Genomic DNA, 15,059 nt, shown 5'->3' on the forward strand with positions numbered 1-15,059 from the left:
GTTTCGTTTTAAGGAATTTAGCAGCTATGGTACACTTGGATTGGAAGATTTAAATAGGAGGGTACATTTATGGCAAATATCAGTAAAAAGTTACTAACTGAATTGACTTCAGAAGAAGCAACAGGTCCGTTTATCACATTTATGTTAAACACTCATCATGCGCATCAAGATGTTGAGAAAGATCAAATCATGTTTAAAAACTTTGCTAAAGAAGCGAAAAAACGTTTCGAGAAAAAATACACTGATCACAGCTTTGAACCATTCCAAGAAAAAATCGATCAACTACTTGCAGATGGAGATTTCTGGCGCAGCGGAACAAAAAGTGTTGCGGTGATTTTAACCACAGATGAAACATACATTCATCGATTAAATATTTCTGTTGATGATCAATATTATGTAAGTGAGTTGCCTTATTTATTGGCAATCATAAAAAATGCTCAATTCAACTATGCATATTATTTAATGACTCTAAATAGAGATTCCATGAAACTCTATTTTGTTCGCAATAAAGAAGTGAAGATGGTCGAACTTCCAGATGATGCACCGATGGATATTGTGACTGCTTTAGGCGATGAACTGACTGGCGGAGATTTAAACGTCTCAGCTCGTGGAGGAGAAGTCGGTAGTTACCATGGTGTAAATGCAAAGGATGAAGAAGTTGAAATTGACTGGGTCAATTATTATCAGGCCGTCGATAATTTCATAAAAGAGTTAGATAATCCGGATCAGTTACCGTTATATCTTTTTGCCCTTCCGGAGAATCAAACACAATTTAAAAAGATTGCGAAGAATCCATATTATTCAGACAAGGCAGCGATCAATGGATCGCCAGCTCAAGCGAATATCAATGAAATTAAACAAGAATCAGAAAAACTTTCTGATCAGCTTGCGGATGTTGAAACACAAACATATCAAAAATTGATTAACCGGAAGTTTGTTGATCAATTGGTTGATATCGTTCCAGCGGCAAAAGAAGGTAAGATTTCTCATTTGTTTATCGCAACTTCAAATCTTGTAGACGGTTTTGGGGAAGATCCAGATGTAGAATATGATCGTCGTCAAGTACTCAATGAAATTGCTGATAATGTTATCAAAAATGGTGGACAGGTCTTTGTTCTAGACCAAAAAGATGCACCGGATGAGAAAAGCTTATTGGCGATTTTACGGTATTAGTGTTTAAATATTTCAAATACATTAAGAAAAAGTTTTTTGAGCGATAACCTAGTGTTATCGCTTTATATGTGTTATACTTCTAAGTGTAGTTTTTGTACGGTAATATTGGCAAGTTTGTTTCAGACAACATCTTTCCTATTTCACCATTCAAGTAATTACAAACTAATTTTTATCCTAGGAGGATGTTTAACATGGAACAAGGTACAGTAAAATGGTTCAACTCAGAAAAAGGCTACGGATTTATCACTGCTGAAAACGGAAATGACGTATTCGTACATTTCTCAGCAATCCAAGGCGACGGCTTCAAAACTTTAGAAGAAGGTCAAGCAGTGACTTTCGACGTTGAAGAAGGCCAACGTGGACCTCAAGCTACAAACGTTAACAAAGCTTAATTAAGTAGACTTTTATGCCAGATGCGAAAGCATCTGGCTTTTTTTGTTTAAATTATTTTGGAATCGTTTTAACCAAAGAACTTTCTTGTAGAAAGTGGTACTATTCAGATATAATGCGTGAGGAAGGCTTTAGTTGTTGGCGACGAACTTTATCCCCAGTTCTTTTAAAAATTGGTAGATGAGAGGCTCCGACAGTAAGGTCATTTTTTGAGATTTTATAAAAATAGTGCACGATTTCAAGGAAGGAGGGATACGTGTGAAGAAAAATTATGCAGTCGTTGATATTGAGACAACAGGAACTGATCCAAAAACTGATCGGATCATTCAGTTCGGATGTGTGTTAATCGAAGATGGTAAGATCGTGACCCATTTTTCGACAGATATTAACCCAGATCAAAATATACCGGCACAAATTCAAACGCTGACTGGCATCACTAATCAGCGAGTTCGAAAAGCCCCTTATTTTGAAGATGTGGCTCAAACGATTACTAATTTACTAGCGGATACAGTTTTTGTAGCCCATAATATTCATTTTGATTATCCCTTTTTAAGTAATGAACTGGAACGTTGCGGAATGCCGCCGTTAACAATTCCTGGTATTGATACTGTCGAACTTGCACAGGTGTTTATGCCAACGTCGCTAAGTTTTCGGTTGAAGGATTTAGCAGAAGAACTGGATTTGGTTCATGAGAATCCCCATCAGGCTGATAGTGATGCGGATGTTACCGCTCAATTATTATTATATCTAGAGTCTAAAATAAAAGAGTTGCCGATTATTACGTTAGAAAAAATTATTGCTACTGCTGATCAGATGGCGTTTCAAACAAAAGGCTATTTAGAAGATTGTTTGATAGAAATGCAAATTAATCCAAAACCATTATCAAATGATTTGACCATCATTCATGGCTTGGCTTTGCGAAAAAAAAGTGTTCCGCTTTTTTCAGAGAGTTATTTTGGTACGAAAGCCTATCCTCGATCACGTAAGTCGAAAGAAAAAGTTTATCAAGGGGAATTGGATTTTCGAAAAGAACAGGCTCGTTTGATGAATCTAGTTTACGATTTTTTTAATAAAAAGGAAGATAAGAATATTTTGGTGGAAGCGGCAACTGGGATTGGTAAAACATTAGGCTACTTGCTGCCGATGAGTTTTTTAGCAACACCAGAAAAGCCGATAGTGGTCAGTACGGTGTCATTATTGCTTCAGGAGCAGATATTGAAGCACGATCTGCCGTTGATTAACAGATTACTGGATCAGCCGTTGCAAGCAGTGGTAATGAAGAGCAGTCGACACTATATTGATTTGGAGCGTTTTTATCAAAGTTTCCAAAAGAAATCAGAGCAAAAGCAATACACATTTTATCAAATGGCTCTGCTTGTGTGGTTGACGCAGACAGAAACAGGCGACTTTGATGAACTAAATATGACCAGCCTGAAGCATCCCTTTTGGCAAGAAGTATCGCATTTAGGAACGCATACTTTAAATCCAAGCAGTCCATTTTACAATGTAGATTTTATTCGTCATCGTCAGGAAAAATTGGCACAAAGCAACTTGATTGTTACAAATCATGCCTATTTAGCACAGGAGGATCAGCGAAAAGAACCTCAATTGCCCAAAAGTCCCTATTTGATCATTGATGAAGCCCATCATTTAAATCGAGTATTGGAGAGAATCACCAGTCAGCAGTTCAATCTTTTGTCGATCCAACGCGCGTTTCATCGTTTGCTAGATGATCATAAGTTTTCTGCTTGGCAGTCGTTAGTCCAAAAAGATCAGCAAACCCAGCATACACTTGAAATTTTTCAAGATGTACTGCAGGAGCTGGATGAAGATTTGACAGATTTCTATCAAATTTTCAAAGAGGAATATCCTGCAGAGGATGAACGTTTGATTACGAAAGATATGATTGATCAATTATCTTTAGCGGGTGAACAGGTAATACAGCGAATTAGCCGTCTGTATCAAGATGCATTAGCATTAGGTGATCAAATGCAGGCGTACTTTATGGTTTACAAAGAGACGTTTGGGATTAAAGAGCAGGCGGAATGGAGTGATCTTCAAGCTTTACTGGATAGTTTAGAGCAACAACAAACCGCTTTTGAGGCTTTTAGCGAAAAGTGGGATACTCGCTACATTCATTGGTTCAGTGCCAAACGAAAAAACTTTCAAGTCCAAGATTTAGAAGCTTCACTAATCAGCGAGACCAAATGGTATGAACGTTACAGGCAGATTCTTTACTTGGGCGGAACGTTAAAAATCGGCAGTGATCGTCATTATTTTGCAAAACGTTGGGGGATTCCAGAGACAGCTTTGAAAATTATCAGCAGTCCATATGATTATGCTGAGCAAGCCCGATTATACTTGCCGACGAATAGTATCAGTATCCAGTCGACATCACCAGATCACTATGCAAATTATGTGGCTGGGGTCGTTCATAAAATGGCAGAGAGTCAGAAACGACCGATTTTGGTATTATTCACCTCTCATGACATCTTGAATCGGGTTTATCAGCGAGTTCGGGTTCCTTTATTAAACGAAGGAAGAGAGGTTTTGGCTCAAGGGATTGGCGGCAGCCGTGAAAAGCTGCTAAAACGATTTTTACTTTCAAAAGATGCCCTGCTATTTGGTGCCGATAGTTTTTGGGAAGGAATTGATCTTCCAGGTGAAATTTTGCAGATATTGATCGTCACACGTCTGCCATTTGAAAATCCGCAGCGGCTTCAAGTCAAAGCTCGCAACGATTTCTTGGCGGCAGAAGGCATTAATCCCTTTTTCCAAGAAGCCGTACCCCATGCGGCACTTCGTTTGCGTCAAGCATTAGGACGTTTGATTCGATCGGATGAGGATAAAGGGGTAATGCTCTTATTAGACCAACGTTTCCTCACTGCCAAATATGGTGAAAAATTGCGAAAGGCATTGCCAAAGGAATTACCAATCAAACAATTGCCATTGGAAGAAATTCTGGCAGAGACAGATCAATTTTTAAATTCTGACAAAAGTGACGAGAAATAATGAGGGAGAGCTCTTCTTTTGGTATAATGTAGCTTGTCTGAGAGGAGTATGATTTTGGATACGAATAGTGCAGGACAACAAAAGCTTAACCGTTGGCTGTTAGGAATCGTGACTTTTTTATTGATCATCATCGTGGCAGCGACAATGATTTTTATTCGTTCAAATCGTCCGATGCAGCAAGCCAAAAAGGAAGCTGTTCAAATGGCTGAAAAATATGCCGACTTAAAAACGGTGGACCAGTTCTATTGGTTTAATCGAGAAAAAACTTATTTTACCGTCACCGGTGAAAACAACACTGGCGAATCAATCATCGTGATTGTTCCGAAATCGGGAGAAAAGGTTCGCGTCCTTAATCAAAAGGATGGGCTGACGGAACAACAAGCGGAAAAACGTTTTGAGAGCGATAATCCGGATTTGACTTTTGAAAAGGCGAATCTAGGTATCTACCGTGATCAAACTGCATGGGAGATCACTGCAAAGGATGATCAAGGCGCGATTTATTATTACTTGCTAGCATTTAATGACGGCAAGACAATCAAAGTTATCAAAAAAATCTAAAAAATCTTGGTAGGGGAGTTATCAGTTATGAAATTATCACAGCGTGTAACAAACTTAGAACCATCCGTCACTTTAGCAGCAACCGCCAAAGCCAAAGAGTTGAAGGCCCAAGGATTAGACGTCATTAGCTTGACTGTTGGGGAACCAGATTTCACTACACCTGAAAATATCGAGCAGGCAGCAATTGATGGGATCAAGAGCGGTAAAGTTAGCTTCTACACCGCTTCTGGCGGGACACCAGAATTGAAGTCTGCGATCGTCGACTTCACTAAGAAAAATTATGATTTGACAATCGAACCGAAAAACATTATTGTGACCAGCGGTGCAAAATTTGCGTTGTATACCTTATTCCAAACAATTTTGGATGCTGGGGATGAAGTGATTATTCCTGTTCCTTACTGGGTGAGTTATGGAGAACAAGTCAAACTAGCCCAAGGAATTCCAGTTTTTGTTGCGGGAAATCAACATAACGACTATAAGATCACCATTGATCAGCTTGAAGGTGTTCGAACAGAGAAAACGAAGGCGATCATTCTAAATTCACCATCAAATCCTACGGGCATGATTTATACCGAGGAGGAGTTGCGGGAAATCGGTGAATGGGCAGTTCGTCATGAGTTGTTGATAGTCTCAGATGATATTTATGATCATCTTGTTTATAATGGGAACGAAGCACCGCATATGGCTTCCATATCTGACGAGATTTTCCATCATACGGTGATCATCAATGGGGTATCGAAAACTTATTCAATGACTGGTTGGCGAATTGGCTATGCGATTGGAAATGCTGAAATCATTGGTGGAATGACTTCAATTGCTTCTCAAGCGACAAGCAATCCAACAGCAGTCAGCCAAGTAGCTGCAGCGGAAGCCTTGGCTGGTGAGCAGGAGACTGCAGAAAAAATGCGTCAGGCGTTTGAAGAACGTTTAAATACGATCTATCCCAAGGTCGCTGACTTGCCAGGCTTCAAATTAAAAAAACCACAAGGTGCATTTTATCTGTTTCCAAATATCAAGGAAGCAATGGAAATGGGCGGATATGATAATGTGACGACTTGGGTTAACGATTTGTTGGAGCAAGAGCACGTTGCATTGGTAACAGGAGAAGGTTTTGGATCAGCTGATAGTGTACGGATGAGTTATTCGACTAGTTTGGAAGACTTGGAAGAAGCTGTTGTGCGGATTCGCCGTTTTATTGAAAATAGTAAGAAGTAAGAACATCATTTCGGGATAAATATGTTAGGAGAGACATTTGTGGAACAAATTCAAATCATCGATGCCAAGAATCATGTTGGCGAAACAGTAAAAATCGGCGCTTGGGTCGCTAATAAACGCTCAAGCGGGAAAATTTCTTTTTTACAATTGCGTGATGGAACAGCATATTTCCAAGCCGTTGTTGTGAAAAGTGAGGTACCTGAAGAAATTTTTCATTTAGCCAAAGAATTGACACAGGAAACGTCGATCATTGTGACTGGAGAAATTCGAGAAGACACACGATCAAAATTTGGATATGAATTAGGAGTAAAAGAAATTGAAGTGATTGGCGAAAGTCACGATTATCCAATTACTCCAAAAGAACATGGTGTGGATTTCTTGATGGATCATCGTCACTTGTGGTTGCGTTCATCCCAGCAACATGCGATTATGTTAATCCGCAACGAGGTGATTCGTGCGACTTATGAATTCTTCAATAACAATGGATTTGTAAAAGTTGATCCGCCAATTTTAACAGGTTCAGCTCCTGAAGGTACAAGTGACTTATTTGAAACGAACTATTTTGATCACAAAGCGTATTTATCACAAAGCGGTCAATTATACATGGAAGCAGCTGCCATGGCGTTGGGAAAAGTTTTCTCATTTGGTCCAACCTTCCGTGCTGAAAAGTCAAAAACTCGTCGTCACTTGATTGAGTTTTGGATGATCGAACCTGAAATGGCCTTCATGCATCAAGAAGATAGTTTAGAAGTGCAAGAACAATATGTAGCTTACTTAGTTCAGAATGTTTTAGACAACTGTGATTACGCCTTAGATGTACTAGGCCGTGATAAGGAAATATTGAAAAACTATACCAACCTTCCTTATCCACGAATCTCTTACGATGATGCGATCGAGCTATTGAAGAAAAATGGTTTTGACGATATTGAATGGGGTGAAGATTTTGGTTCACCACATGAAACATTTATTGCGAATTCTTTTGATCGACCAGTCTTTATTTTGAATTATCCAAAAGCAATCAAACCATTCTACATGAAGCCACATCCAACTCGTGAAGATGTCGTGATTTGTGCCGACTTGATTGCTCCAGAAGGTTATGGTGAGATCATTGGTGGTTCAGAACGTGCGACAGATTATGATTTCTTACTAGAACAAATTCGTGAAGCTGGGTTAAACGAAGAAGAGTATTCGTGGTACTTAGATTTGCGCAAATATGGTACTGTGCCCCATTCAGGTTTCGGTTTAGGACTTGAACGGACGATCACATTTATCGCAGGTATCGATCATGTACGTGAAGCGATCCCATTCCCACGTCTATTGAATCGTATTTATCCATAGAAAAGGTTTCTGCAGCTAGATTTAATAATAGAAGCAACAAGCAAAGCGTCGAAGATTTCCTCGACGCTTTTTTTCTGCAACTATTTTAATTTAGAATCCGATTCTTTCGAGCAGTGAACTGTTTTTATCATCTTTATGCTGGAAATAGATGGGATCAAGATGGTCATCTTGTTCTTTAAGATTTGTCGTTATGACTGTTTTGATCTGATCTTTGTCGATATTCTTTTCGACGATTTGGGATGCAGCACCTAGAGTGATTAACGTCATTGCGGCGATGGCTAGCTTTTTCATTGTTATTTCCTCCTCATTTATCCGAAAAATTTTCCTTTAATTTCGCTTTTTATCAAGTCGAAGAAATGGACCATGACTTTTGAACAGGTTTCTTCTGGTAGCGAGATCTCGTTAGTGATAGATTCGACGATTGCGGCTAAATGCTTTCTAGAGTAGCGGGTGATATTTTCATTACAGTAATTTTCGTAGCTTTTCAAGATGGCTTCAACTGTTGGAAATGATTCATTTGTTTGGTTCGCTAAAGTTTTGATTGTTTGTGTGTTGTTCATAATAGTTTCCTCCCTTAATTAGAATCCGATTTTCTTAGCTAAAGTATCTTCTGCGTCATCGTCATGGCCGTAATCGATCCCATTGTCTTTTTCATCTTGTTCTTTGAGGTTCGTGGTAACGACTGTTTTAACTTCCTCTTTGTCGATGTTCTTTTCGACGATTTGAGAAGCAGCTCCTAATGTGAGTAATGTCATAGTGACAATTGTTAGTTTTTTCATTTTTAATATCCTCCTAATTAAAATCCGATTTTTTCAAATAATGAGCTGTTTTTGTCGTCATCATGTTGGAAGTAGATGGGATCAAGCTCGTCATCTTGTTCTCTCAGGTTCGTGGTAACGATTGTCTTAACTTCCTCTTTGTCGATGTTTTTTTCGACGATTTGAGAAGTCGCTCCAAGTGTGATCAATGCCAATGTGATAACTGCTAGTTTTTTCATTTTAAAGCTCCCCTTTAGGTTTTTATTTTTTACTAAGTCAAAGAAATGGATCATGACTTTTGAACACGTTTCTTCTGGTAAGGCTGTTTCAGCAGCGATGAATTCAGTGATTGCTGCTAAATGTTTTCTAGAATAGCGAGTGATGTTTCTGTTGCAGTAGTTTTCATAGCTTTCTAAGATTGCTTCAATCGTTTGGATGGCTTCATTTGTTTGCGCCGCTAAAGTTTTGATTGTCTGTGTGTTATTCATGATAATTTCCTCTTTTCTAGACCGACTACCGGTCATTTAAAGTTTAATAGATAAACTCAACAGATAGTGTTGAGTTATGAGATCAAGATTTTTTGAAGTTCTTGTACTGTTCGGTTATAAGGATGAATCTCAGGATTGACCGCTAGCGACTTAAAAAATAGATCCGTTGCAGCGATGACACGATTTTGAATAGCTTCAGATGTTAAATTTTCAAGGTTATCAAACATTGTCTGAAGTCCTGCGACTAAAAACTGGATGCTTTCTAATGGATAATCTGTTTTGAATTCGTCATGTTGTTTGCCTTCTTCGATGATCTCTGCTAGTATTGGGCAGACCTGATTGATCGTTCCTTCGAGAGCACGTTGCTTCATTAAAGCATTTTCTGGCATTTGGAACTTATCAACGATTTCTTCCTTATGAGTATCTTCTGAAACATTTTGTGAAAGGAAGTTGATCAATTTTTCTAATGCTGTTCCATCTGACTCCTGAATTTCTTTGGCTCGGATGATTTCCTGATCAATGATTTGACCGATGACAGCGTCTAAAACTTCTTCTTTGGAAACGAAGTAGTGATAGAAGGTACCTTTGGCGATGCCGATTCTTTTTAAAATGTCGTTGACGGTCGTTTTGTTGAATCCTTTAGTTAAGAAGAATTCCTCTGCTGTCGCGATGATCTCATTTCTTCGTTCATCATGCTCTTTTACGATTCGCATGTTATCAACTCCTTATTCGTAGTTTAGTTCGATTCTCATGCGGTATATCATTCTACTAATTTTGCTGAAGCAAGAAGTAGTTCTGAACCGACTGTCGGTCGCTTTCTATATCTTTATAATACCGACCGAGGGTCTAGTTGTCAACACTTTTTCGAAAAGAATTTTTTAAAATTTTAAAAATGATGATATATCAAGGATTATGGGCACAATTAGTTTCTTGAAAAAGCTTTCTTTTCCGCTTGACACATGAGCGGTCGCTCATATATAATATGTATGAAGAATCATTCATGTGTAATTCAGAGAGAAGGGAAACTCATGGAAAAGGTATATCGGTTAGACGGATTGGATTGTGCGAACTGTGCAGCGAAGATAGAACGTTCAGTACAGCAAATCAAGGGCGTTGAGCAAGCTCAGGTAGATTTTATGAGCACGAAGCTGACGATCGTTGCTCCTGAAAAGGATATTGAACGAATCAGTGACGAGGCGAAAGAAATTGTTAATAAGCTCGAGCCGGATGTGGAAGTTAATAATATTCAGACGGAAAAAGAAGAAGAAAGTTCTAAAGGGAAGATCATTCAAATTGCAGTAGCGGTTGCGGCTTTGGGCTTCTTAGCTATCTTTACACCAGCAATGCCGTGGAGTCTTGTTGCCTATTTGATTCTATATTTATGGATTGGCTATGATGTCTTGAAGACCGCGATTACGAATATTTTCCACGGTGAGCTTTTCGATGAAAATTTTTTGATGGCTGTTGCGACGATTGGAGCAATCGCGATCGGTGAATATCCAGAAGCAGTCGCCGTTATGCTGTTTTATCAAGTGGGTGAATTTTTCCAAGACTATGCGGTGGCGAAATCAAGAAAATCCATTAGTTCGCTGTTAGCGATTCGGCCAGACTCAGCAAATTTGATCCAGGATGGCGCAGTCAAGAAGGTTGCGCCGGAAGTGATCAAGGTTGGTGATCGTATTTTGATCAAGCCGGGAGAAAAGGTTCCTTTAGACGGTATTGTAATAGAAGGAAACTCGATGCTGGATACGTCGGCATTAACTGGGGAATCTGTTCCTCGGAGTATTTATCCAGATGAACAGATATTGAGCGGCTTCATTAATCAAAGCGGCCAATTAACCGTTGAAGTTACGACGACCTTTGGAGAATCGACGGTCAGCAAGATCTTGGATTTAGTGGAGAATGCCAGTAGTAAGAAAGCACCTGCTGAAAACTTTATCACGAGCTTTGCCCGGTACTATACACCAATTGTGGTTGGGTTGGCAGCTTTATTGGCAATTGTTCCACCCCTTGTTACTGGTGATCCGTTTTATGATTGGGTTTATCGAGCGTTAACGTTTCTAGTTATCTCTTGTCCTTGTGCGCTGGTTATTTCTGTTCCGCTGAGCTTCTTTGGCGGGATTGGCGGTGCCAGCAAGGCAGGAGTGTTGATTAAAGGCAGTAGTTATATAGAAACATTAGCCAATGTGGAAACCCTAGTCTTTGATAAAACAGGGACATTGACAAAGGGTGTCTTTGAGGTTCAAAGTGTTGAGACGACTATCAACAAGAAGGATTTCTTACGTTATGTAGCCAGTGCCGAACAAAGTTCCAGCCATCCAATTGCGCAATCAATTGTGAATTATGTCAGTCAACCCTTATCACCAGTCAGTCAATTGGAAGAAATCGCTGGTTTCGGCATTTCAGTTGAGATTGAAGGGCATCGTTTCTTAGTCGGCAATGAAAAGTTGTTAGAGAAATACGATATCTCATTCCGAATAGATGATGAGATCGGGACAATCGTTTATGTCGCAATGGACGGAAAATCTATTGGGCATTTAGTAATCGCGGATGAATTGAAGGACAACGTTGCTGAAGTGTTGACCGAAGTGAAGAATCTTGGAGTAAAACGGACTGTCATGCTGACTGGAGACAATCGCGGAATCGCCGATGCCATTGGTAAGAAGATCGGGATTGACCAAGTCTATAGTGAATTGTTACCTGAAGACAAGGTTACTCATTTAGAAGATGAATTAAAACGTGAAACGAAGACAGCGTTCGTGGGCGATGGGATGAATGACGCACCAGTATTGGCACGGGCGGATATCGGAATCGCGATGGGTGGACTTGGTTCTGATGCAGCGATTGAGGCAGCCGATGTCGTAATCATGGATGACCAACCGGGAAAAATTCCTGTAGCAATACGAATCGCTCGTAAAACGATGAGCATTGTTAAGCAAAATATTGTCTTCGCCATCGGTGTGAAGGTGCTTGTGTTAATCTTAGGTGCTTTGGGATTTGCGACGATGTATGCGGCTGTTTTTGCTGATGTTGGGGTAACAGTGATCGCAGTGTTAAATGCGATGCGGTGTTTGAGAATTAAATAATTGATGCAAGAGCTTTGTGGCTGTTTTTTGTCACAAGGCTTTTTTGCTTTCTTAAAATTAAAGAAAAAAATTTATTATATTAGTTGACGAATGACGATTACAACTGTAAACTAAAAGTGTAGATTACGTTTGTAAACGAAAGAGGTGAATTTTATGACTATGACGACGACACCAATCAAGATCAGTGATTCAGAATGGGAAGTTATGCGGGTGGTTTGGACGCAGGAGTCTACTACGGCACAGAGTATTATTGATATTCTTGGGCAAACGATGGACTGGAAGCCAGCAACAATCAAGACACTATTAGGACGCTTAGTAAAAAAAGAGGCATTACGAACCGAGCAGTCTGGAAAAAAATATATATATTATCCGGCCATCAGTGAAGGAGAAACAGTCAAAAGTGCAACTGAAAATTTGTTTTCTCATATTTGTGCTAAACGAATCGGAGGAACCATCGCTGAATTGATTGCAGAGGCAGAATTAACTGATGCAGATGTCGAACAAATCAAACAGCAGCTAGTAAATAAGAAGACTGTAGAAAAAATTGAGTGTAATTGCATCCCCGGACAATGTGAATGCAGGAATCATCAATAGAATGGATGATTCAAATAAAAGAGATAAAAAAGAATGGAGACGAAAAAAATGAAAAAACAATTTGCGATTAAAGGAATGAGCTGTAATCACTGTGTGGCAAACGTAGAGAAGGCGATAAATGGTTTGGAAGGTATTGATAAAGTGAAGATCAATCTGAAGAAGGAGCAAGGAACCGTAAAATTCGATGATTCAAAAGTTTCAGCAGACCAAATCGCTTCAGCAGTAACTGAAGCAGGGTATGAGACTGAGGTGATTTAAAGTGGCAGACGCAACAGTAGAAACATTTGCTATTACTGGTATGACTTGTGCCAACTGTTCTGCTCGAGTGGAAAAGGAACTGAAGGCAACTGAGGGTGTATTAGAGGCAAATGTGAATCTAGCAACAGAAAAAGCGACGGTTCAATTTAATGATAGCTTGACCACAGAAAAGTTGATTCAACGAGTCGAAGCAATCGGGTATGGTGCGATACTGTTTGATGATGCTCATAAGCAAAAGATCGAACAGGAAAAAGCAGCTTACTTAAAAAAGATGAAACGTGATTTAATCTTGAGTGCAGTTTTGACGGCTCCTTTGATGATTGCAATGATTGCGATGCTGCTAGGCAGTCATGCGGGCTGGGTGCATTTTCTGCATTTGCCTCTTGTTCAGCTAATTTTAGTCACGCCAGTCCAATTTGGTGTCGGACAACGCTTTTATCGCGGTGCTTATCATGCTTTGAAGACAAAAGCACCGAATATGGATGTCTTAGTGGCGATGGGAACATCCGCAGCATTTGCATTAAGTATATATAACGGTTTCTTCAACCCTTATAATTCGGATTTGTATTTTGAAAGCAGTGGCATGATTATTACACTGATTTTGCTAGGCAAGTATTTGGAGCAAAAGGCGAAAACAAAGACGAGTGATGCAATCAAACAACTTATGAGTCTGCAGGCTAAGACGGCAACTATCATCGTTGATGGAGAAGAAAAGCAAGTTCCAATTGAAGATGTACAGGTAGGGGATCTTCTTCGCGTTCGACCTGGAGAGCAGATTCCAGTTGATGGAAAAATTTTTGCCGGACAAACAACAATCGATGAAAGTATGCTGACAGGGGAGAGCTTGCCAGTTGATAAAATGATCGACGATCAGGTTTTTGGAGGAACAGTCAACACGACTGGGAGTATACAGTTTAATGCGACACAAGTTGGAAGTATGACGGTACTTTCACGGATTATTCGAATGGTGGAAGATGCACAAGGAGAGAAAGCGCCAATCCAACAGATTGCTGATAAAATCTCAAAAGTTTTTGTTCCAACCGTTTTAGTAATCGCCTTAATTACCCTGATAGCGACAGGTCTTTTGACTGGCGATTGGCAGCAAGCGATTGTCCACAGCGTATCTGTCCTAGTAATCGCTTGTCCCTGTGCTTTAGGTTTGGCGACGCCAACAGCAATTATGGTAGGGACTGGCTTAGGCGCGAAGTCAGGCATTCTAATCAAGGGCGGCGGTGCGCTAGAAAAAATTGCCCATTTGACAACAATTGTTTTAGATAAGACCGGTACGATTACTGAAGGAAAACCTGTAGTGGCAGATTTTGAAGCATTTGATCCTCAGGCTTTGGTGTATCTAACAAGTTTGGAACAACAATCGGAGCACCCACTAGCAAAAGCTATCTATCTTTATGGGAAAGATCAGGTAGAAATGTTGCCAGTCGAAAATTTTGAGAGTTTGACAGGGCAGGGTGTTACTGGATTGATTAACGGAGACTCTTATTTTGTTGGATCAAAGCGTGGCTTGAGAGAGCGGAAAATTTCATTTCCTGAAGAACGTGTGTTAGCGTTAGAAGAAGAAGGAAAAACAGTCATGTTTTTGACCAATCAAAAACAGTTGTTGGCGATGATTTCGGTAACAGATCAAGTCAAGCAATCTTCTAAAGCTGCTATTGAGGCATTACATGAGCTAGGTATTAAAGTGAAAATGTTGACTGGCGATAATCCGCAGACAGCTCGTTATATAGGCGGACAAGTTGGTTTGGAGGCATCAGATATCATTGCTGAAGTCTTACCTGAGGATAAAGCACAAGTTGTTAAAGAGCTTCAGACAAAAGGCGAATCGGCAGGTATGGTTGGTGATGGGATTAATGATGCGCCAGCTCTAGCGTTAGCTGATATTGGTATTGCGATGGGGAGCGGGACAGATATCGCAATGGAGACAGCAGATATCACATTGATGAACAGTGATCTTTTGTCAGTTGAGAAAAGTATCCGACTATCAAAATTAACATTAAGGAAAATCAAACAGAACTTATTTTGGGCGTTTCTATATAATGTGATTGGTATTCCATTCGCCGCATTAGGATTTTTAAATCCAATTATTGCTGGCGGTGCGATGGCTTTTAGTTCGGTTAGCGTATTGCTGAACTCGCTCAGCTTAAATCAGAAAAAATTGTAGGATGACCATTCCG

15 protein-coding genes are annotated in these 15,059 nt (G+C 39.8%); 10 read left to right on the forward strand and 5 right to left on the reverse strand.

What is annotated here, in order from left to right; all coding sequences use genetic code 11:
• The first annotated feature begins 69 nt into the window (after positions 1–69).
• From IGI67_RS16010 to asnS, 6 genes are all read left to right on the forward strand, one after another.
• The gene (locus IGI67_RS16010; RefSeq protein ID WP_429958365.1) at positions 70–1,173 is read left to right on the forward strand and encodes a hypothetical protein; all 1,104 of its coding nucleotides are present in this window, start codon (positions 70–72) and stop codon (positions 1,171–1,173) included.
• A gap of 191 nt (positions 1,174–1,364) precedes the next feature.
• Positions 1,365–1,565 (forward strand): cold-shock protein, encoded by a 201-nt coding sequence (locus tag IGI67_RS16015; protein ID WP_010745638.1) that lies wholly within the window; start codon positions 1,365–1,367, stop codon positions 1,563–1,565.
• Between the two features lie 256 nt (positions 1,566–1,821).
• Positions 1,822–4,575 (forward strand): helicase C-terminal domain-containing protein, encoded by a 2,754-nt coding sequence (locus IGI67_RS16020; RefSeq protein ID WP_429958366.1) that lies wholly within the window; start codon positions 1,822–1,824, stop codon positions 4,573–4,575.
• Between the two features lie 54 nt (positions 4,576–4,629).
• On the forward strand, positions 4,630–5,133 hold the full coding sequence (locus tag IGI67_RS16025) for a DUF5590 domain-containing protein (RefSeq protein ID WP_207106837.1): 504 nt from the start codon (positions 4,630–4,632) through the stop codon (positions 5,131–5,133).
• Between the two features lie 27 nt (positions 5,134–5,160).
• The gene (locus IGI67_RS16030; protein WP_429958367.1) at positions 5,161–6,348 is read left to right on the forward strand and encodes a pyridoxal phosphate-dependent aminotransferase; all 1,188 of its coding nucleotides are present in this window, start codon (positions 5,161–5,163) and stop codon (positions 6,346–6,348) included.
• Between the two features lie 39 nt (positions 6,349–6,387).
• A complete protein-coding gene (gene asnS, locus IGI67_RS16035; RefSeq protein WP_429958368.1) occupies positions 6,388–7,686 on the forward strand; it encodes an asparagine--tRNA ligase in 1,299 nt (432 codons plus the stop codon).
• Positions 7,687–7,776: 90 nt separating this feature from the next.
• On the opposite strand, the gene IGI67_RS16040 is transcribed toward asnS, so the two are convergent.
• The 5 genes from IGI67_RS16040 to IGI67_RS16060 form a co-directional block, all read right to left on the reverse strand.
• Positions 7,777–7,977 (reverse strand): hypothetical protein, encoded by a 201-nt coding sequence (locus tag IGI67_RS16040; RefSeq protein WP_429958369.1) that lies wholly within the window; start codon positions 7,975–7,977, stop codon positions 7,777–7,779.
• A 17-nt stretch (positions 7,978–7,994) separates the two neighbouring features.
• Positions 7,995–8,246 (reverse strand): hypothetical protein, encoded by a 252-nt coding sequence (locus tag IGI67_RS16045; protein ID WP_429958370.1) that lies wholly within the window; start codon positions 8,244–8,246, stop codon positions 7,995–7,997.
• An 18-nt stretch (positions 8,247–8,264) separates the two neighbouring features.
• A complete protein-coding gene (locus IGI67_RS16050; protein ID WP_429958371.1) occupies positions 8,265–8,465 on the reverse strand; it encodes a hypothetical protein in 201 nt (66 codons plus the stop codon).
• 17 nt (positions 8,466–8,482) lie between these two features.
• Positions 8,483–8,932 carry a hypothetical protein gene (locus IGI67_RS16055; RefSeq protein ID WP_429958372.1) on the reverse strand — a complete coding sequence of 150 codons (450 nt, stop codon included), beginning with the start codon at positions 8,930–8,932 and terminating at the stop codon, positions 8,483–8,485.
• Positions 8,933–9,006: 74 nt separating this feature from the next.
• The gene (locus IGI67_RS16060) at positions 9,007–9,645 is read right to left on the reverse strand and encodes a TetR/AcrR family transcriptional regulator (protein WP_429958373.1); all 639 of its coding nucleotides are present in this window, start codon (positions 9,643–9,645) and stop codon (positions 9,007–9,009) included.
• Positions 9,646–9,960: 315 nt separating this feature from the next.
• Between IGI67_RS16060 and IGI67_RS16065 the strand changes: the two genes are divergently transcribed.
• The 4 genes from IGI67_RS16065 to IGI67_RS16080 all read left to right on the forward strand — a co-directional run bounded on the left by IGI67_RS16065 (position 9,961) and on the right by IGI67_RS16080 (position 15,046).
• Complete coding sequence (locus tag IGI67_RS16065) at positions 9,961–12,018, forward strand: heavy metal translocating P-type ATPase (RefSeq protein ID WP_429958374.1); 2,058 nt, start codon at positions 9,961–9,963, stop codon at positions 12,016–12,018.
• Positions 12,019–12,171: 153 nt separating this feature from the next.
• Complete coding sequence (locus IGI67_RS16070) at positions 12,172–12,612, forward strand: CopY/TcrY family copper transport repressor (RefSeq protein WP_429958375.1); 441 nt, start codon at positions 12,172–12,174, stop codon at positions 12,610–12,612.
• A 48-nt stretch (positions 12,613–12,660) separates the two neighbouring features.
• On the forward strand, positions 12,661–12,870 hold the full coding sequence (gene copZ / locus IGI67_RS16075; RefSeq protein WP_207106827.1) for a copper chaperone CopZ: 210 nt from the start codon (positions 12,661–12,663) through the stop codon (positions 12,868–12,870).
• Position 12,871: 1 nt separating this feature from the next.
• On the forward strand, positions 12,872–15,046 hold the full coding sequence (locus tag IGI67_RS16080) for a heavy metal translocating P-type ATPase (RefSeq protein WP_429958376.1): 2,175 nt from the start codon (positions 12,872–12,874) through the stop codon (positions 15,044–15,046).
• Positions 15,047–15,059: the final 13 nt, after the last annotated feature.

Source organism: Enterococcus sp. AZ196 (genome assembly GCF_050498845.1).
Classification (GTDB): Bacteria; Bacillota; Bacilli; order Lactobacillales; family Enterococcaceae; genus Enterococcus_A; species Enterococcus_A murrayae.

Bases quoted from the DNA above. Each gene is read 5' to 3' on its own strand.
- IGI67_RS16060 (WP_429958373.1), bottom strand. From the start codon at position 9,645: ATGCGAATCGTAAAAGAGCATGATGAACGAAGAAATGAGATCATCGCG.
- copZ (WP_207106827.1), top strand. From the start codon at position 12,661: ATGAAAAAACAATTTGCGATTAAAGGAATGAGCTGTAATCACTGTGTG.
- IGI67_RS16015 (WP_010745638.1), top strand. From the start codon at position 1,365: ATGGAACAAGGTACAGTAAAATGGTTCAACTCAGAAAAAGGCTACGGA.
- IGI67_RS16010 (WP_429958365.1), top strand. From the start codon at position 70: ATGGCAAATATCAGTAAAAAGTTACTAACTGAATTGACTTCAGAAGAA.
- IGI67_RS16070 (WP_429958375.1), top strand. From the start codon at position 12,172: ATGACTATGACGACGACACCAATCAAGATCAGTGATTCAGAATGGGAA.
- IGI67_RS16065 (WP_429958374.1), top strand. From the start codon at position 9,961: ATGGAAAAGGTATATCGGTTAGACGGATTGGATTGTGCGAACTGTGCA.
- IGI67_RS16030 (WP_429958367.1), top strand. From the start codon at position 5,161: ATGAAATTATCACAGCGTGTAACAAACTTAGAACCATCCGTCACTTTA.
- IGI67_RS16055 (WP_429958372.1), bottom strand. From the start codon at position 8,932: ATGAATAACACACAGACAATCAAAACTTTAGCGGCGCAAACAAATGAA.
- IGI67_RS16040 (WP_429958369.1), bottom strand. From the start codon at position 7,977: ATGAAAAAGCTAGCCATCGCCGCAATGACGTTAATCACTCTAGGTGCT.
- IGI67_RS16045 (WP_429958370.1), bottom strand. From the start codon at position 8,246: ATGAACAACACACAAACAATCAAAACTTTAGCGAACCAAACAAATGAA.
- IGI67_RS16050 (WP_429958371.1), bottom strand. From the start codon at position 8,465: ATGAAAAAACTAACAATTGTCACTATGACATTACTCACATTAGGAGCT.